General features: G+C 66.3%; 16 protein-coding genes. 12 read left to right on the top strand and 4 right to left on the bottom strand.

All coding sequences use genetic code 11. The features are described 5' to 3' along the window. Positions 1–30 precede the first annotated feature (30 nt). Positions 31–1,008, top strand: coding sequence for a Bug family tripartite tricarboxylate transporter substrate binding protein (locus tag CEY11_RS10125; protein WP_088603279.1), 978 nt, complete (start codon positions 31–33; stop codon positions 1,006–1,008). Between the two features lie 46 nt (positions 1,009–1,054). After that, complete coding sequence (locus CEY11_RS10120; protein WP_088603278.1) at positions 1,055–2,200, top strand: CaiB/BaiF CoA transferase family protein; 1,146 nt, start codon at positions 1,055–1,057, stop codon at positions 2,198–2,200. Between the two features lie 46 nt (positions 2,201–2,246). Here CEY11_RS10120 and CEY11_RS10115 read toward each other — a convergent pair whose 3' ends face one another. Continuing rightward, entirely contained in the window at positions 2,247–2,621 is a 375-nt protein-coding gene (locus tag CEY11_RS10115) for a DUF423 domain-containing protein (RefSeq protein ID WP_088603277.1), read from the bottom strand. Between the two features lie 227 nt (positions 2,622–2,848). On the opposite strand from CEY11_RS10115, the gene CEY11_RS10110 reads away from it, so the two are divergent. The 8 genes from CEY11_RS10110 (at position 2,849) to CEY11_RS10075 (ending at position 13,411) form a co-directional block, all read left to right on the top strand. Beyond that, on the top strand, positions 2,849–3,799 hold the full coding sequence (locus CEY11_RS10110) for a magnesium and cobalt transport protein CorA (protein WP_233154828.1): 951 nt from the start codon (positions 2,849–2,851) through the stop codon (positions 3,797–3,799). A 36-nt stretch (positions 3,800–3,835) separates the two neighbouring features. Continuing rightward, positions 3,836–5,473, top strand: coding sequence for an acyl-CoA dehydrogenase family protein (locus CEY11_RS10105; protein WP_088603275.1), 1,638 nt, complete (start codon positions 3,836–3,838; stop codon positions 5,471–5,473). A gap of 76 nt (positions 5,474–5,549) precedes the next feature. Continuing rightward, entirely contained in the window at positions 5,550–6,140 is a 591-nt protein-coding gene (locus CEY11_RS10100) for a thermonuclease family protein (protein ID WP_088603274.1), read from the top strand. An 11-nt stretch (positions 6,141–6,151) separates the two neighbouring features. After that, positions 6,152–8,383, top strand: a complete 2,232-nt coding sequence (locus CEY11_RS10095) for an ABC transporter substrate-binding protein (RefSeq protein ID WP_088603304.1) — start codon at positions 6,152–6,154, stop codon at positions 8,381–8,383. Further along, entirely contained in the window at positions 8,377–9,354 is a 978-nt protein-coding gene (locus CEY11_RS10090) for an ABC transporter permease (RefSeq protein WP_088603273.1), read from the top strand. The genes CEY11_RS10095 and CEY11_RS10090 overlap by 7 nt, the downstream gene beginning before the upstream one ends. A 12-nt stretch (positions 9,355–9,366) precedes the next feature. Beyond that, complete coding sequence (locus CEY11_RS10085) at positions 9,367–10,863, top strand: ABC transporter permease (protein WP_088603272.1); 1,497 nt, start codon at positions 9,367–9,369, stop codon at positions 10,861–10,863. A 113-nt stretch (positions 10,864–10,976) separates the two neighbouring features. After that, on the top strand, positions 10,977–12,767 hold the full coding sequence (locus tag CEY11_RS10080) for an ABC transporter ATP-binding protein (protein ID WP_269845278.1): 1,791 nt from the start codon (positions 10,977–10,979) through the stop codon (positions 12,765–12,767). Positions 12,768–12,940: 173 nt separating this feature from the next. After that, the gene (locus CEY11_RS10075; protein WP_088603270.1) at positions 12,941–13,411 is read left to right on the top strand and encodes a DUF1178 family protein; all 471 of its coding nucleotides are present in this window, start codon (positions 12,941–12,943) and stop codon (positions 13,409–13,411) included. Between the two features lie 139 nt (positions 13,412–13,550). Here CEY11_RS10075 and efp read toward each other — a convergent pair whose 3' ends face one another. The 3 genes from efp to CEY11_RS10060 form a co-directional block, all read right to left on the bottom strand. After that, positions 13,551–14,108, bottom strand: coding sequence for an elongation factor P (gene efp, locus CEY11_RS10070; RefSeq protein ID WP_088603303.1), 558 nt, complete (start codon positions 14,106–14,108; stop codon positions 13,551–13,553). A 118-nt stretch (positions 14,109–14,226) separates the two neighbouring features. Further along, entirely contained in the window at positions 14,227–15,330 is a 1,104-nt protein-coding gene (earP, locus tag CEY11_RS10065; protein ID WP_088603302.1) for an elongation factor P maturation arginine rhamnosyltransferase EarP, read from the bottom strand. Positions 15,331–15,387: 57 nt separating this feature from the next. Then, positions 15,388–16,593 (bottom strand): DUF2863 family protein, encoded by a 1,206-nt coding sequence (locus CEY11_RS10060; protein ID WP_088603269.1) that lies wholly within the window; start codon positions 16,591–16,593, stop codon positions 15,388–15,390. A 64-nt stretch (positions 16,594–16,657) separates the two neighbouring features. Here CEY11_RS10060 and CEY11_RS25380 point away from each other — a divergent pair, with 64 nt between their 5' ends. Both CEY11_RS25380 and CEY11_RS10055 read left to right on the top strand, forming a co-directional pair. Then, positions 16,658–16,831 (top strand): hypothetical protein, encoded by a 174-nt coding sequence (locus CEY11_RS25380; RefSeq protein ID WP_158215264.1) that lies wholly within the window; start codon positions 16,658–16,660, stop codon positions 16,829–16,831. Between the two features lie 503 nt (positions 16,832–17,334). Then, positions 17,335–18,615 carry a nucleotide sugar dehydrogenase gene (locus tag CEY11_RS10055; RefSeq protein ID WP_088603268.1) on the top strand — a complete coding sequence of 427 codons (1,281 nt, stop codon included), beginning with the start codon at positions 17,335–17,337 and terminating at the stop codon, positions 18,613–18,615. Positions 18,616–18,633: the final 18 nt, after the last annotated feature.

Here is an 18,633-nt window from a genome sequence, read left to right as displayed (position 1 = left end):
CAGCACATTCATAACCCACCTGGAGACATCATGAAAAAAGTCTTTGCAAGCCTATTCGCCGCCGCGGCGCTGTGCACGCTGGCCGGGCCCGCCGGCGCGGCCGATACCTACCCCGACCGTCCCATACACCTGGTCGTGCCGTTCCCGCCGGGCGGCCCGACCGACGCACTGGCCCGCAGGCTGGCGCATGCGCTGAACAAACCGCTGGGCCAGGCGGTCATCGTCGAGAACAAAGCGGGCGCGGGCGGCAATATCGGTTCCGAGTACGTGGCGCAGTCCAAGCCCGACGGCTACACGATACTGTTCGGCACCTCGGGGCCGCTGGCGATCAACGTCAGCCTGTACAAGCGCCTGCACTACGATCCGCGCAGCAGCTTCGCGCCCATCATCCGCATCGGCCACCTGCCGAACATTCTGGTCGTCAACCCCAAGGTGCCGGCCAAGAACCTGCAGGAACTGATCGCCTATGCCAAGAAAAACCCCGGCAAGCTCACGTTTGCCTCTTCGGGCAACGGCGCGTCTTCGCACCTGGCGGGCATATTGTTCAACCAGATGGCGGGCACCGACATCCTGCACATACCCTACAAGGGCACGGGCCCGGCGCTCAATGATCTGCTGGGCGGCCAGGTGACCATGTCGTTCACCGATATCCTGACCGCGCTGCCGCATGTCAAGAACGGCAGCCTGCGCGCCATAGGCCTGGCCAGCGCGCAGCGTTCGGAAGCGCTGCCCGACCTGCCCACGCTCGACGAGGAAGGGCTCAAGGGCTACGATTCCAGTGTGTTCTTCGGTATTGTCGCGCCCAAGGGCACGCCGGCGCCGGTGGTGGCGAAGCTGAACCAGGCGTTCATCCAGGCCATGGATGACCCGGGGGTCAAGAGCACCTTTGCCACGCAAGGCATCGTGCGCGCCTCGGATCAGACACCGCAAGGCCTGGCCAGTTTCATCGATGCGCAGGTGCCCAAGTGGGCCGCCCTGATCCACAGCGCCCACATCTCGCTGGACTGACAGGCTCAGGCCGTTTGAAGGCGCCAATCGCCAGGAGGGCGTAGCAATGCAAGAGAACAATCAGGCGCCCGGCGCGCTGGCCGGCTGCAAAGTCATAGACCTGACGCGCGTGCTGGGCGGCCCGTATTGCACCCAGATCCTGGGCGATCACGGTGCGGATGTCTACAAGATCGAGCCGCCCTCGGGCGACGAAACCCGAACCTGGGGGCCTCCGTTCCAGGACGGCACGGCTTCGTATTTCCTGGGCGTGAACCGCAACAAGTACGGCCTGTCGCTGGATCTCTCGCAGCCGCAGGGCCAGGCTCTGCTCAAGGCCATGCTGGCCGACGCCGACGTGCTGGTCGAGAACTTCAAGCCCGGCACGCTGGAAAAATGGGGCCTGGGCACACAGTCGCTGCAGCAGGAATTCCCGCGCCTGATCCATTGCCGCATCAGCGGCTTCGGCGCCGACGGCCCGCTGGGCGGGCTGCCGGGCTACGACGCCTGCGCCCAGGCCATGTGCGGGCTGATGAGTGTCAACGGACAGGCCGACGGCGAGGCCACTCGCGTGGGCCTGCCGGTGGTGGACATGGTCACGGGCCTGAACGCCGCGCTGGCGATACTGCTGGCCGTCAACGAACGGCATCGCAGCGGCCGCGGCCAGTTCCTGGACATCACGCTGTTCGACAGCGCCATTTCGCTGTTGCACCCGCACGCCGCCAATTATTTCCTGGGCGGCGCGGTGCCGCGGCGCACGGGCAATGCGCATCCCAATATCGCGCCCTACGAATCGTTCCCCACCCGCAGCGGCGAATTGTTCCTGGCGGTGGGCAACAATCGGCAGTTCGAGCTCTTGGCCGGCGTACTCGGCGCGCCCGATCTGGCCGCCGACGAACGCTTTCGCAGCAACGCCGATCGCTTGAAGAACCGCGAGGCGCTGCGGGCGCGATTGACACAATTGCTAAGCGGGCATGCCGCCGCGGAACTCGCGCAGACTCTGCTCGAGCGCGGAGTGCCGGCCGCGCCGGTGCTGAACGTGGCCGAGCTGATCGATCTTCCGCACACCCGGCACCGCGGCATGGTGCTGGAGCAGGGCGCCTACCGGGCCTTGGCCTCGCCCATCAAGCTGTCGCGCACCCCCGCCAGCCTGCGCCGGCTGCCGCCCGCGTACGGCCAGGACAATGACGCAGTGTTCGGCAAGCTGAAGGGTTGAAGGCGCCCGGCCGCGTGGCCGCGCAACGCGTATGTTCGGGCCAGATTCAGGCCGCGCGCCAGGCGGCCAGCGCCACCAGCGCCCACGCCAGGATGAAGGCCAGGCCGCCTATGGGGGTGATGGCGCCGAGCCAGCGTACGCCGCTGGCCGCCAGCAGATAAAGGCTGCCGCTGAACAGCACGATGCCGGCGAACATCAGCGCCGCGGCGGAGCCCAGCAGCGGCGAGCCGAAGCGCGCGCCCAGCGCGGCGATGGCCAGCATGCCCAGGCCGTGCACGAGCTGATACAGCACGGCGGTATGCCAGATCGCCAGCATGTCCGAGCTGAGCACCCGTTTCAGGCCATGGGCGCCGAAGGCGCCGGCCCCTACTGCCACCAGCAGGGTCAGGCTGGCAACGATGACTATGGTTCGGTCGGACATGGGAAGGACTCCGGCAGCGAGGGCAAAGTAAAGAGGTGCGGGCCTGCGTATGGGCAAATGCTATCATGGGCCGATACACCACGCATGACCACGCACGAGGCGCAAGATCCATGTCCAGCGACCCAGCCGCCATCGAAGCCAGCCCGACCGAGGCGGGCGCTTCGCCCGGCCCTCGACCTGATTCGCCGGCGGCCGGGGCCCAGGGCGAGCCCAGCGTCGTCGCTTCCATGTTGTATCGCAAGGGCCACAAGCCGCAGGAAATTCCTGTCAACCAGATTGCGCGCCATATCGATCCGGGCCACAACTTGATATGGGTGGGCCTGAAGTCGCCCGAACCCGCCCTGATCGAACAGATCGGCGCCCAGCTGGGTTTTTCCAGCAAGACCATAGAAGAAATCAACGAGACCCATCGCCGCCCCAAGGTCATGGAATATACCGGCCTGACCCAGGTCGTGGCCATCACGGTCGAAGTCGACACCATGCGCCCGACTTTCGGCGAGACGCAGATCATCATCGGCAAGGGCTTCCTGCTGACGGTGCGCCGCAGCGCCCAGGCCAGCCATACCAAGCTGCGCGAATTGCTGGAGAACTCTCCCGAAATGCTCGATCGCGGCAGCGACTACGTGGCCTCGATGCTGCTGGATCTGCTGGCCGACCGCTATGTGGCGGCCTCGGCCAAGATCGAGGCCGGAGTCGAAGCGGTGGAAAAGAAGTTCCTGCTGCGCGGCTTCCAGGACAGCGACGTGCGGCGCGTCTACCAGTACCGCCGCGACCTGCTGCGCATCCACGTGGCGATATCGCCGCTGGTCGAGATCTGCCGCAGGCTTTCGCGTGTCGAAAGCAACAACATCGACCAGAACTGCCGCGGTTATTTCGGCGAGGTGGCCGACCGCGTGCAGCGCGTCGACGAGCTGCTCAGCAGCCTGCGCGAGGCGCTGGCCTTCGCTTTCGAGGCCAGCATCATGATAGGCCAGTCGCAGCAGACCGACATCACCAAGAAGCTCGCGTCCTGGGCGGCCATACTGGCTGTGCCGACCGCAGTGGCCGGCGTATACGGCATGAATTTCAAGGACATGCCCGAGCTGTCGTGGACCTTCGGCTATCCGCTGATCATGGGCCTGACGGCCGCGGCGTGCGCGATTCTGTACTGGCGCTTCCGCAAGAACCGCTGGCTGTAGCGCCAGGGCCTGGGCGTGGACGGCCGGGAGAGCAGCATGATCGAAGCGACGCACGAAGTCAGCAACCAGGTTCCCGAGCTCGGGGACTACAACCTTTATTCCAGCGACGCGGTGTTGCGCGCGGCGGTGCAGCGGGCCGGGGCGCAGGGCCACGATGCGGCGCTGTCGCATTACGGCGAGCGCCTGGGGCGTATGCAGACCCGGCAGTGGGCGCGTGATGCCAACCGCCATGCCCCGGAACTGGAGTCCTACGACGCGCGCGGCTATCGGGTCGATCGCGTGCATTTCCATCCCCACTGGCATCAGTTCCTGCGCATGGCGTTCGCCCACGGCATGCACTGCAGCGCCTGGGCCGAGCCGGGCCCGGGTGCGCACGCGGCGCGTGCCGCCTCGTATCTGCTGCATGGCCAGGCCGAGGCCGGCTCGCTGTGTCCCATTACCATGACCTCCGCGGCGATACCGCTGCTGCGCAAAGAGCCCTGGTTCGGGCAGGTGCAAGACCAGCTGTACAGCCGCCAGTACGACGAGCGCGATCTGCCGCTGGCCGCAAAGACCGGCATGATGGTCGGCATGGGCCTGACCGAGAAGCAGGGCGGCTCCGACCTGCGCGGCACCGCTACCACCGCAAGCCCGGTGGCCGCGGCCGGGCGCGGCGAGCGCTATCTGCTGCGCGGCCACAAGTGGTTTTTTTCCTCGCCCACGTCCGACGCGCACTTGGTGCTGGCGCGGCACGGCGAGTCGCTGTCGTGCTTTTATGTGCCGCGCTGGACGGACTCCGGCGACAAGAACCGCGTCGAGATCCAGCGCCTGAAAGACAAGCTGGGCAACCGCTCCAATGCCAGCGCCGAGGTCGAGTTCCGCGATGCACAGGGCATATTGGTGGGCACGGAAGGGCGCGGCATTGCCACACTCATCGAGATGGCGGCATACACCCGGCTGGACTGCGTGCTGGGCAGCACGGCCCTGCTGCGCCAGGCCCTGGTGCAGGCCCTACACCATGCGCGCCACCGCCGCGCATTCGGCCGCGCGCTGGCCGACCAGGAGCTGATGCGCTGCGTGCTGCTGGATCTGGCGATCGAAAGCGAGGCCGCCACGGTGCTGGCGCTGCGGCTCGCGGCGGCCTTCGACGGCGGCGACGAGCCGCTGCAACAGGCGTATCGGCGCATCCTGACGCCGGCCGCCAAATTCTGGGTCTGCAAGCGCACCGAGCAGGCCGTGGCCGAGTGCATGGAGGTCTGCGGCGGCAATGGCTACATCGAAGACGGGCCGATGCCGCGCCTGTACCGCGAGGCGCCGGTCAATTCGATCTGGGAAGGCTCGGGCAACATCATGTGCCTGGACGTGCTGCGCGCCTTGAAAGACAGCCCCGAAGCCGCGGGTAAGCTGCTCGACGAGCTGGCGCGCGACAGCGCCGGCGAACCGCTGCTGACGGAGGCCGCCCAGGGCTTGATATCATTGCTGCGTGCCGGCGGCAGCGGCCTGGAGTCGGCCGCCAGGCACGTCGCCCGCGATCTGGTTCTGCTGGTGCAGGCCGGCCTGTTGCGGCGCCATGCGCCGCAGGCCGTTGCCGACATCTTCGTGCGCACGCGCTTCGGCCGGGCGGCGGGGGTATTCGGCGTGGGAATTCCGGCCGTGGCGGAGCAGGGCTTGCTGGAGCGGGCCTGGACGCCGTAGCTGCGGCTTGCCGCAGCCCGGCCGAACCGCCGGCTCGGCCGGGCACCGTGCCATTGTCTATTTCTTCCGGAGGAGCATGATACGTTACGCCGATCTCGCCCCGCGCAACTGGCGCCTGGCAGCGGCCGCGCTTGCCCTGGCGGCTGCCGGCCCGGGCGTGGCCCTGGCGCGTACGACTGCGCCGCCGTTGCCCGCGCAGCAGGATCGGTACGCGCTGGCGGGCCGGGTCGTGCACGTGGCCGACGGCGACACCTTCACGCTGCTGGCCGGCGGGCGCCGGCATCGCATACGCATGGCCAGCATCGACGCTCCCGAAGTCACCAAGGGCAGCGACCGGCCGGGGCAGTCCATGGCCCAGGCTTCGCGCAAGGCGCTGGCCGGGCTTGTTGCCGGCAAGGCCTTGCGGCTCGAATGCTTCGAGCGCGACCAGTACGGCAGGGACGTCTGCAATGTGCCGCTGGGCGACGGCCGTAGCGCCAACCGCGAGCAGGTGGCGGCGGGCATGGCCTGGGCCAATATGGAAGGGCGCGGCCGGTTCATGCGCGACCCGCAGCTGCCGGCCCTCGAGCAGCAGGCGCGGCGCCAGCGCCTGGGCCTGTGGCGCGATCCTCGTCCCGAGCGGCCCTGGGTGTGGCGCTACCAATGCTGGAAGAAACAACAGTGCTGAATGGCTGGCGCATGCTAGTGCCCGGGCTGCGGCTGGGCGTGGCGGCCGGCCTGCTGGCGCTGCTCGCGGCCTGCGGCCGTACGCCGGTCAACAGCCCCTACGCCCAGGGCGCCGAGCGCCAGAACACCCTGTACACGGCGTTCATGCAGCGCTCGCCCAAATACCTGGATCCGGCCAGCTCGTATTCGACCGACGAAACGCCGTTTACCTATTCCATCTACGAGCCCCTGTACCGCTATGCCTATCTGGCGCGGCCCTACAAGCTGGAGCCGCGCACCGCGGTGGCGCTGGCCGCGCCGTTCTACCTGGACAAGAACGGCCGCCACCTGCCGCCGGACGCGCCGGGCCAGGAGGTCGCCACCAGCGTCTACGACATACACATCAAGCCCGGCATCCTGTTCCAGCCCCATCCCGCTTTTGCGCGCGACGCCTCGGGGCACTATGTCTACTGGCCCCTGGCGCCGCAGGCCCTGGAGCACAAGTTCGCCATCGGCGACTTCGCGCATACCGGCACGCGCGAGCTGACGGCCGACGACTACGTATACGCCTTCCGGCGCCTGGCCAGTCCGCGGGTAGTGTCGCCGGCCTACGCGATCATGGCCGAGCACGTGGTGGGCATGCAGGCATACGCCGGCCGCCTCAAGGCGGCGGATAGTGCCTTGCGCGCCAGGCTCGCGCCCGGTGCGCCCGTTCCCTGGCTGGATCTGCGCCGCTACGGTTTCGACGGCGTGCAGGCGCTGGACGCGCACACCCTGCGCATACGGGTGATAGGCAAGTATCCGCAGTTCAAGTACTGGCTGGCCATGACCTTCACGGCGCCGGTGCCCTGGGAAGCCGACCGTTTCTACCAGCAGCCGGGCATGGCGCGCCACAACTTGTCGCTGAATACCTGGCCGGTGGGCACGGGGCCCTACATGCTGACCGAGTCGATCCAGAATCGGCGCCACGTGCTGTCGCGCAACCCCAACTTCCGCGGCGAACCCTATCCTTGCGAGGGCGAACCGGCCGATCGCGCGGCGGGCTTGCTGGCCGACTGCGGCAAGCGCACGCCGTTCATCGACCGCATCGTCTTTTCCATGGAAAAGGAAAGTATTCCGCTGCTGGGCAAGTTCGTGCAGGGCTATTACGACGTGCCGCAGCTCGACGGTGGCGGCATAGGCGTGGCCATGCGCGTGGCGGCGTCCGATTCCGCCGACAAGGCCGCGCTGTACGAAAGCCACGGCATCCAGTTGCCTTCGTCCACCGAGGCGCAGATCTATTACATGGGCTTCAACTGGCTCGACCCGGTGGTGGGGCGCGGCGACACGCCGCAGCAGCAAGAGAAGAACCGCAAGCTGCGCCAGGCCATCAGTATCGCCTTCGACTGGGAACAGTATGTCTCCATATTCCAGAACGGCCAGGGCCAGGTGGCCTACGGCCCGCTGCCGCCGGGCATCCCCGGCTATCAGGCGGCGCCGCAAGGCCTGGATTCTTATGTGTACACGCTGCGCGACGGGCATCCGCAGCGCCGGCCCCTGGAAGAGGCCAGGCAGTTGTTGGCCGAGGCCGGCTATCCGGGAGGGCGCGACGCGCGCACCGGCGCGCCCCTGATCCTGCACTACGATTCGGCCGGCGGCATGGGTTCCAGCGCCTCGCTGGACTGGATGCGGCGCCAGCTCGCGGCGATCGGGGTCGGACTGGAGGTGCGGGCCACCGACTACAACCGCTTCCAGGACAAGATGCGCCACGGCACGGTGCAGTTGTTCATGTGGGGCTGGGTGGCCGACTATCCCGATCCCGAGAATTTCCTGTTCCTGCTCTATGGCCCCAATGCCAAGGCCTCGCATGGCGGCGAGAATGCCGCCAATTACAGCAATCCCGAATACGACCGCTTGTTCGAGCGCATGCGCCTGCTGGACGACGGCCCCGAGAAAGACCGCATCGTGCATCGCATGGTGGCCATCGTGCAGGCCGACGCGCCGTGGATGTTCGGCTTCTATCCGAAGTCGGGCGGCGCCTATCAGCGCTGGGTGGGCAATGCCAAGCCGACGCAGATGGTGCGCGACGCCCTGCAGTACTACCGGCTGGATCCGGCCGCGCGGGAAAAAAGCCTGTTCGCCTGGAACCGGCCGGTGTGGTGGCCGCTGTGGCTGTTGCTGGCATTGCTGGCGCTGGGCCTGTACCCGGCCTGGCGCGTGATACGGCGCCGCGAGCGCGCCACGGCGCTGGACGGCGCGGCCGCGCCGGGAGACGAACCATGCTGAGCTATATCTTGCGCCGCCTGGCATATGGCGTGCTGGTGCTGATCGGCGTGAACCTGCTGACCTTCGCCCTGTTCTTCACCGTGAATACGCCGGACGACATGGCGCGCCTGGCCATCGGCGGGCAGCGCGTCAGCCAGGTCGCCATAGACAAGTGGAAGGCCGAACACGACTACGACAAGCCGCTGTTCTTCAATGCCCAGGCCAGCGGTGCGGCGCGCTGGACCGACACCATCTTCTACACGCGCTCGGTGCCGCTGCTGCGCCTGGACTTCGGCCTGTCCGACGAGGGCAAGGACATAGGCCACCAGATCCGCGAGCGCATGGGGCCAAGCCTGGAGCTGGCGCTGCCTACCTTTGTGCTGGGCCTGTATGTGTGCATCGGTTTCGCGCTGCTGCTGGTGTATTTCCGGGCCACGCCGCTGGATTTTTCAGGCGTGGTGATCTGCGTGGTGCTGTTGTCTATTTCCAGCCTGTTCTACATCATCGCGGGGCAGTGGCTGTTTGCCAAAGTCCTGCGCTGGGTGCCGTACTCGGGCTTCCTGGACGGCGGCGAAGGGCTGCGCTTCCTGGTGCTGCCGGTGCTGGTCGGCATCGGCTCGCGGCTGGGCGGCGAGTCGCGCTTCTACCGCAGCCTGTTCCTCGAAGAACTGGGGAAGGACTACGTGCGCACCGCGCGCGCCAAAGGGCTGGCTGAACGCGCGGTACTGCTGCGCCACGTGCTGCGCAATGCCATGCTGCCCATCCTGACGGGCACGGTCTCGGCGATTCCGCTGCTGTTCATGGGCAGCCTGATCTCGGAGTCGTTCTTCGGCATTCCCGGCCTGGGCAGCTACACGATAGACGCCATCAATGCCCAGGATTTCTCTATCGTACGCGCCATGGTGTTCCTGGGCTCGCTGCTGTATATCGTCGGGCTGATCCTGGCCGATATTTCCTATACCCTGGCCGATCCCAGGGTGCGTTTCGATTAGGCCGCGATCACCATGCCCCAGTTTGCGCCGCTATGGACCGACATCTTCCTCTACTGCCTGGTATTGGCGGTGGCGGCGTATGCGCTGCGGGTGCGGCGTTCGGCGCATTTGCGCTCGGCCTGGGCCAGGGTGGGGCACAGCCCCGCCGCCATGTGTTCGGCCATCGTGCTCGGCCTGTTCGTGCTGGTCGGCCTGCTGGATTCGGTGCATTACCGGCCCAGGCTGGCGCAGCAGGCGGGCGCCGCCGGCCCGATCTATGCGCCCGAGTCGCGCTCCGCGCTGGATGCGCTGCTGGCGGCCGCCGGCATAGGCGCGCACGAAAGAACCTATTCCGCGCCTTTGGCCCTGCGCCAGTTCACCAAAGAGAACGAATGGGTGGGCGGCCGGGTGCAGCGCGACTACCCGCGGCTGCGGCACGCCGGCCGCGGCTTGCGTGCGGATGCGGATCACCGCGCCGACGTGCTGCGGCGCCTGGCGCTGGGGGCGGCGGCCGGTGCCGCCTGCGCGCTCATGCTGGCCCTGACTCTGACCCTGACCTGGGGCCGGTGGCGCCGGGGGGGCGCTGGCTGGCGTGCAGCCTGGGTTTCGTGGTGGCGTCCGGGCGGGCATGACGGGCGGCCCGCGCCGCCCTGGCGCGCCATGTGGCTGACGGCTGCCGTGCTGTGCCTGCTGGTGTGCATGGCAGTGGCGCTGGGCATGGATTATCACGTGCTGGGCACGGATCGCAGCGGCAACGACGTGCTGCTGCAGTCCCTGAAAAGCGTGCGCACGGCGCTGGTGATCGGCACCCTGACCACCATCACCATGCTGCCGCCGGCGCTGGTGTTCGGCGTCTCGGCGGGCTATTTCAAGGGTTGGGTGGACGATGTCATCCAGTACGTCTACACCACGCTTACTTCCATCCCCGGCGTGCTGCTGGTGGCGGCCTGCGTGCTGATGATGCAGGTGTATATCGACAATAATTCCGGCCTGTTCCCGACCGTGGCCATGCGCGCCGACCTGCGCTTGTTCATGCTGTGCCTGATACTGGGGCTGACCGGCTGGGCGGGGCTGTGCCGGCTGGTGCGCGCCGAGACGCTCAAGCTGCGAGAACTCGAGTATGTGCAGGCGGCGCGTGCTTTCGGCCTGTCGCACTGGCGCATCATGCGCAGCCACTTGCTGCCCAATCTGATGCACATCGTGCTGATTTCCATGGTGCTGGAATTTTCGGGCCTGGTGCTGTACGAGGCCGTGCTGTCGTACCTGGGCATAGGGGTGGATCCCAGCACGCCTTCGTTCGGTACCATGATAGACGCGGCGCGGCTGGAAATGTCGCGCGATCCCATGATCTGGTGGAACCTGGCCGCTGCCTTCGTTTTCCTGCTGGCGCTGGTGCTGTCGGCCAATCTGTTTGCCGACGCCGTGCAAGAGGCCTTCGATCCGCGCATGCGCAGCTACCGGCCGCGCCTGCCGCGCTTTGCGCGGCGCGCCCGGGCGGCCGCGCAGGCCCGTTCGGGAGATGGGGTATGAGCGCGCCCGCGCGGCCGCCCGGAGGGCGCGCGTCCTCCCACGGGGAGGATGTCGCGCAGCGACAGGAGGGTGGTCAACCGGTCGCGCCCTCCCACGGGGAGGATGTCCTGACTGTGCACGATCTGTCGGTGCAGGTATACAGCGCAGCGGGCATGGCCGAAGTCGTCAGGTCGCTGGATCTGTGTGTGCGGCGCGGCCAGACCTTCGCCCTGGTCGGCGAGTCGGGCTGCGGTAAGAGCATGACGGCGCTGGCCCTGATGCGCCTGCTGCCCGAAGCAGGCCGCGTCGCCGCAGGCCAGGCCTGGCTCGAAGGGCTGGAACTGAACGCGCTGCCCGAGTCCCGCATGCGCACTGTACGCGGCGGGCGCATCGGCATGGTGTTCCAGGAACCTTCCACCAGCCTGAATCCGGTGCTGACGATAGGCCGGCAACTGCTCGAGGTGCTGCACGCGCATACCGAGGTTCGGGGTGCGGCGGCGCGCGAACAGGCGGTGCGCTGGCTGGCGCGCGTCGGCATCGCCGAGCCGCAGCGCCGCCTGGACGACTATCCTTTTCAGTTTTCCGGCGGCCAGAAGCAGCGCATCATGATCGCCATGGCGCTGGCCGCGCGGCCGGCGCTGCTGATTGCCGACGAGCCGACCACGGCGCTGGACGTCACGGTGCAGGCGCAGATCCTGGATCTGCTTGCGCAGATGCAGCGCGAGATGGGCATGGCCATGCTGCTGATCACGCACGACCTGGCCGTGGTCAGGAACGTGGCTCACTATGTGGCCCTGATGCGCCATGGGCAAATCGTGGAAGCCCGCGAGGCGCAGCAGTTCTTCGCGGATCCGCGGCATCCGTATGCGCGCGAACTGCTTGCCGCCATGCCGAGCTATGCCAAGCGCGGCCGCAGGCTCAGTGCGCAGGCGCCGGATGAGCCTGCCTCAGCCACCCCCGGCCTTCGCCCGGCCGCAACTGGGCAGGGCGAAGTACAGGCCGATGCAGTGGCATCGGTCGTGGGGGCTGCCCGGGAGCGGCTGCGTTCCGCTACCCCAGGGTCGACAGAGGTACAGACGCCGGCCGCCAGTGCCGCGCCGGCCGCAGGCGCCGGCATGGCCGTCGGGCGGGAAGTCGTCTTGCGCGTACATGGCCTGGGGGTGCGCTACAGGCGGCGTGGCGGCCTGCTGCGCCGGGCCGACCCCGGCCATGTGGCGGCCGAAGACGTTTCGTTCGAGCTGCGCGCCGGCCAGACCCTGGCCCTGCTGGGGGCTTCGGGCTGCGGCAAGACCACGGTGGCCAAGGCCTTGCTGCGCCTGCTGGACGGCCAGGCCCAGGTGCAGGGGCAGGCCGAACTCGTGGGCGAGACGCTGCTGGATGCGCGCGGCGCGCGCCTGAAAGGCCTGCGGCGGCGCTTGCAGATCGTGTTCCAGGATCCCTACGCTTCGCTGGATCCGCGCATGCAGGTGGGCGACATCCTGCAGGAAGGCATGGCGGCGCTGCGGCCCGGCCTGAGCGCAGCCGATCGTGCCGCGATCGCCGGCGGATTGTTGAACCGGGTCGGCCTGCCGGTTGGCGCCGCGCAGCGCTATCCGCACGAATTTTCGGGCGGCCAGCGGCAGCGGCTGGCCATCGCGCGGGCACTGGCGGTGGAGCCGCGCGTACTGGTCTGCGACGAACCCACGTCGGCTCTGGACGTATCGGTGCAGGCGCAGATCCTGGATCTGCTGCAAGAGCTGCAGCGCGAACGCGGCATTGCCTATCTGTTCATCACCCACAATTTCGGGGTGGTCGAGTACCTGGCCGACCAGATCGCGGTCATGCACGCCGGACGCATCGTCGAGCAGGGCGAGGCGGCGCAAGTGCTGCTGCATCCCGCGCACGAAGCCACCCGCAACCTGCTGCGGGCGGTGCCGCGCCTGTAGTGCACGCAGGTTTGGACGGAGCCGCACCGGTAGCGACCCGCATCGAGGGACAGGTGCAAGCTGTTCTTGCCGTGCCGTGCCTTGCCCTGTCGCGTTCGCGGTTATAGTGGAAGTAATTCCTGATCGGGCCGCGGCGCTATTGCAATCCGGCGCCATGCCCCCATACTGCTTCCATGAGCCTGAAAGTCTTTGATCTCCAGTGCGAGTCCGGCCACGTCTTCGAGGGCTGGTTCGGTTCGCTCGAAAATTATGAATCGCAGCAAGCCGGCGGCCTGCTGAGCTGTCCGGTATGCGGCAGCCACAAGGTCGACAAGAAATTGTCGGCCCCGCGCGTCAACACGGGCGCGAAGCCCGAAGGCGAGGCCGGCAAGGGCGCGCAGCGTGCGGTACCGGTGGCGGCGCCGGCGGGCGCCCAGATGGCCCGCCTGCAGGCGGAAATCATGCGCCAGCTGCGCCAGATGGTGCGCAGCACCGAGAACGTCGGGGATCGCTTCGCCGCCGAGGCGCGGCGCATGCATGCGGGCGAAACCGAGGAAAGGGCGATACGCGGCACGGCCACGCAGCAAGAACGCGCATCGCTGGCGGAAGAGGGCATTACGGTAATGCCCATACCCGACTTCCTCGACGACGACAGGCTGCAGTAAAGCGCTGCCTGCGGCAATTGAAGCGGCAGCCGCACTGCCGGAACGCAGCGCGCAGCTGTAAGCGGGGCGGGCGGCACGGCGAGTTGCGTCTGCGGCCCGCCTTGCCGGTTTTCTGTGCCGGGCGGGCGGCCCGGCAGGCTTACATCACGCGGCTGCGGTATTCGCCGGTGCGCGTATCGATTTCGATCTTGTCGCCGATTGCGCAGAACAGCGGCACGTTCAGATCCATGCCGGTGTTGATCTTGGCGGGCTTGAGCACCTTGCCCGAGGTGTCGCCGCGCACGGCCGGCTCGGTGTAGGTGATTTCGCGCACCACGATGGTGGGCAGCTCGACCGAGATGGCGCGGCCGTCGTAGAACACCACTTCCACCGGCATGCCTTCTTCCAGGTAGTTCAGCGCATCGCCCATGCTGTCGGCTTCGACTTCGTGCTGGTTGTACTCTTCGTCCATGAAGACATACATCGGGTCGGCGAAGTACGAGTAGGTGCATTCCTTGCGGTCGAGCACCACGACCTCGAATTTTTCGTCGGCCTTGTAGACGGATTCGCTGCCCGAGCCGGTCAGCAGGTTCTTGAACTTGAGCTTGACCACCGCCGCGTTGCGGCCGGATTTGTTGTATTCGGCCTTTTGTACGACCAGGGGGTCGTTGCCGACCATTACCACGTTGCCAACGCGCAATTCTTGTGCGGTTTTCATGTTTGGAAAATGCTCCGGATTGATGTGCCGCGCCCGTTGCGGCCCGCGCGCAAAGCCCATGCCGTCGGCCCGGCCATGGCTGCGCGCTAAGCGCGGTTTCTGTGAAAAACTCAGTATTTTAACCTGTTTGCAGGGTTTCCATGCAGAAGGCCATCAAAGAACCGGCCAGGTCGGGGGCGGCTTCCAGGCTGCGGGCCCAGGCCGCCGCATGATCGTGCCATTGCCGCCAGGCGGCGGGCGCAAGGGCCAGCCCCAAGTCTCGTTCGAAGCCCGGCGCGCCGGTATTCCAGGCCCGCAGCAGCGCGCGGCGTTCGGCGGGCACGGGATCGAGCCGCAACCAGGCGTCGAGCTTGGCCATATGGGCATCGTCTTCCTGGCGGTAGAGCTGCCAGATCAGCGGCCGGCCGGCCCAGATGGCGCGCACCAGGGAGTCTTCGCCGCGCACGCAGTTCAGGTCGCTGCCCCATAGCAGCGGGTCGAACGCGGTCTGGGCAAGAAAGGGGATTTCATGCACCCGTACCTGGGCGGCGGCATGGCGTGCCAGCCCGGGGCATACGCCCCTGGGCGCCAGCACGACGCTGGGCCGGGGGTCTTGCGCCAGTGCCCGCAGCAGGGCCTGTGCCGGGGCTTCGGGGTAGCAGAACAGGAAGACCTGGCGCCAGCCGCCGAGCAGCCCCTGTATCGTGGCATCCGGCAGCGCCAGGCTGCGCAACAGGCCGGCGCGCAGTTCCGGCTGTGCGAGCCAGCGGTCGCGCTCGCGCAGCAGGCCGGGCTCGCGCAGCAGGCCGCCGGTGCGTGGGGTGAAGCCGGGGAAAAAGAAAGCCTTGCGCAGGCCGTTGGCTTGCAGCGAAGGCAGGGCATGGCACTGCTCCACCCAGGGCTCGGCGCTGAGATATTCGAGGTTGATCCACAGGCTGCCGTGCTGGCGCATGCGCGCCACGTACGAGGCCGGAGTGTCGCAGGCGAAAGCTTCGATCACGACGTCGTGGGGTTCGGCGTCGGGCAGCGGTTCCGTCCAGCGCCTGACTTCCACGCCCGCCAGTGACTGTACGGCCAGCTCCGGATCCAGGCGCGGTTCGATGCGGGCGTGGCTTTGCAGGTCGTCGACCCACAGGCGCAGCCGCCCCGCGCCGGGCGTGTCGGCCAGCTGCCTGGCCAGGCGCCAGCAGACACCGATGTCGCCGTAGTTGTCGACGACGCGGCAGAATATGTCGAAGCTGATGGGCATGGTGCGGTAGGGCGATGGGCGGCCCTGGCCGCGCTCGCGCGCGGCCCAGTCTTAGTGGAAGTGGGCCGGGCCGAGGTCGGCCTCTTCGGGAACTTCCGGGTGCATCATTTCACCCAGGGCGTTGGGGAAGTAGGGGGCGCCGCAGTCTTCGCAGAATTCGGCCGGGTACAGGCCGGGCAGGCGGCGTATGTCGGATACGCCGAGTTCTTTGAGCTGGGCGGCGATTTCGTCGGGTATGTCGATGCGCCCGCCGTCTTCGGATTCGGCGGCGGCCTCGTCCTTGCTGAGTATGGGCCAGATGCAGCCGTAGACGACTTCATTGCTTTGGCGGGTGCCGAAGCCGATGCGATATTCTTCGACCTGGGTGTCGCCGCAGCCGGCGATGACGGCGCGCAGATCGGCGGCTTCGATGCCGGCCGCCGACGAGAGCCAGGCCACGGCGGCCTTCAGGGCCAGGGGCCGGATGCGGCGATCGGCTTCGCGGTTGCTGATGTAGAAGGCGTCGGGCTGTACGTAGTCGAACTGGCAGCCCGTGAACAGCGGGCCCAGGGCGGCGCTGCTGTCGGCGGCCCAGCTTTCCAGGCATTGCTGGCGCGAAACCGGCTCGGTCTGGGACTGCCAGCGGAACACTGCGGCGCCTTTGGGTGCGACGATGGCGCCAACGATGAAGCGCGCGTCGGCCAGCATGCCTTCAGTGTCGGGCAGGGTCTTGAGCAGCGAGCTTTCGCGGCCCTGGCCCAGGGCGGCCAGGCCGAGCCGGCGTGTCCAGTTCCAGGTTTCCTGGAAGGATTGCGGCATTTGGTCGAAGCAGACCAGTTCGGGCAGGATGGCCAGGCGCGCGTCTGCGGCGACGATGTGCTGCTGCAGCAAGGCCTGCAGGGTTTGTTTCAGGTCGGCGGCCAGGCGGCCGTCGGGCAGGCGGTAGCGGGTCCAGGCGACGATGGGGGCCGAGAACAGGAGTGCGTCGTATTCGACGCCGTCGGCTTCGAGGCGGATGGACTCAGACGAGGTTTCGGCCTGTTCGATGAGGATTTCGTAGGCAGGCGTGTCGCGCGCGGCGAGATGATCCAGCGCGGTTTCGATGCCGCGGTTGCGTTTGCTTTGCAGCAGCTTGCCGACCTGGCTGGCGAGCAGGTTTTCCCAGTAGGCGTCTTCGAGGCGGCTGCCCGATAGCGCAAGCGCCTGCGCCAGCGTGATGAGGTGCTGGGCTTCGCGGGGCGGCTTCGAGGCGGGGGCGAGGTCGGGCGTACGGGGCATGGAGGCGGGCTGCGGATTCTAGGGTGAATGTTCTAGTTTAACCCTCCTGCCGTGGGTGGGGGGCATGCGCCTCTACACGCGTACCTTAGGTTCGCGAGTCCGCTACTCGAACAAAGACTGTCCCATACCTTTGCCTCGCATCGCCGTGCGCCACGACAACGATATGCACGTCACTTTCCCGGTCGACATCTTTGGTCTCTGCGCCCTGGCCATTGCCGCGCTGTATTGCCAACGCTGACGCGTTGCGCGGTTCTCGAATGGGTCAAACAGCATCTGCGCATCAAGATTTTTCCCGCCACGAACGAGAACACCGCCGCATCGTTTCCCAAAAATAAAAGCGAATCGTAATTACAACAAGCGGGATTAACTTACTAGCGAATGTTTCCGATGAGCCTGCTTGGGCAGTGTCTGCCGAAACTTGTCGGCCCGGATGCCGAGCACGCGGCTTTTCCCCCTGGTGGAGATGTTGAAGACGCTTGAAGAAAAACGTGACGACGTGCTTTTCGAAAGTAGGCTCCAGAGAGATGGCAGGCGTTCTGAAACCCGCATGAACACTGAGTTTCAGAAAGTTTCCTCGTAGATACATCGTGTTTTTTCATTTTGATAAGAAATTAAATTCTTAATTCATTTTTTTGTATTTTGTGCGTGGCGGCGTCACATATCTTTAACTTATGGTGCTTAGTGTTTTGCCCATAGAGTTTGACCTTTAACGATTGATTGTAGAGTCAGGGGGATTGGGGTTTGCCTGTTCGTAGAATTGCTGTATGTGGTTTGGGTTATGTGGGTTTGCCGATAGCCGTAGCGTTGGCTCGCAGATTCAGTGTTGTGGGGTTTGATGTCGACAGCCGGCGCGTGGCGCGATTGCGGGAAGGGGACGACTGGACTGGAGAAATTTCGCGTGCAGCGCTTTCGGCATCGTCCTTGCTGCTCGCCGACACTGTAGCTGACATAGCCGGGTGCGATTTCATTGTTGTAGCGGTGCCAACCCCCGTTGACGAAAAATGCACTCCGGATCTTTCCATGTTGCGTAGTGCCTGCCAGTTGATAGGCCCGGTACTGCAACCCGGCTGCACAGTGGTTTTCGAGTCGACCGTATACCCTGGTGCGACGCAAGAGGTGTGTGGCCCGGAACTGGAAAAAAGCTCGGGCTTGCGCTGTGGCGTGGATTTCAAATTGGGCTATAGCCCAGAGCGCATCAATCCCGGCGACAAGGCCCATCCTCTGGAAAATATCGTCAAGATCGTTTCGGGGCAGGATGCGCAGACGCTGGAGTGCGTGGCTGGCGTGTATGAGCAGATCATCGACGCTGGCGTCCACCGCGCGTCGTCGATCAAGGTCGCCGAGGCTGCAAAGGTGCTCGAGAACACCCAGCGCGACATCAACATCGCGCTCATGAACGAGATGTCCAAGATCTGCGATCTGGTGGGCATACGCAGCGCCGAGGTTCTGGCGGCCGCGGGTACGAAGTGGAATTTCCTACGCTTTTCCCCGGGCCTGGTCGGCGGCCATTGCATCGGTGTCGATCCCTACTACCTGACGACCAAGGCTCAGGAGCTTGGCTACCATCCGGAAGTGATACTCGCCGGCCGTCGAATCAATGACGGCATGGCCGAATACGTCGCTTCGAGGCTGGTGCAGCTGCTGGCTTCGCGCCATCGCCTGGATCCAAAGACGCGCGTCGGCATCCTGGGCATCACGTTCAAGGAAAACGTGCCCGACATCCGCAATTCGAAGGTGGCGGATTTGTACAAGGCTCTGGCCAGTTACGGGCTTTCCCCGCAAATCCACGACCCGATGGCCGATGAGGCCCAGGTCGCGCACGAGTATGGCATCACCCTGGTGGATCGTGCCGAATTGACTGATCTGGATCTGCTCGTTCTCGCCGTCCCTCATCAGGAAATCATCGACGGCATCGAGGATGCCATGCCCGGGATGCTGGCCGAAGATGCGGTGGTGTGCGATATGAAGTCGGTGCTCGACACCGCTCGCCTGAAGCCTGGCGTTTTTCACTGGTCTTTGTAGGCCAGCCGTCCGTACCTC

This window comes from Candidimonas nitroreducens (assembly GCF_002209565.1).
Lineage (GTDB): Bacteria > Pseudomonadota > Gammaproteobacteria > Burkholderiales > Burkholderiaceae_B > Candidimonas > Candidimonas nitroreducens.
Note: the sequence above shows the minus strand (reverse complement) of the source record. Positions and strands in the feature narration are given on the sequence as shown.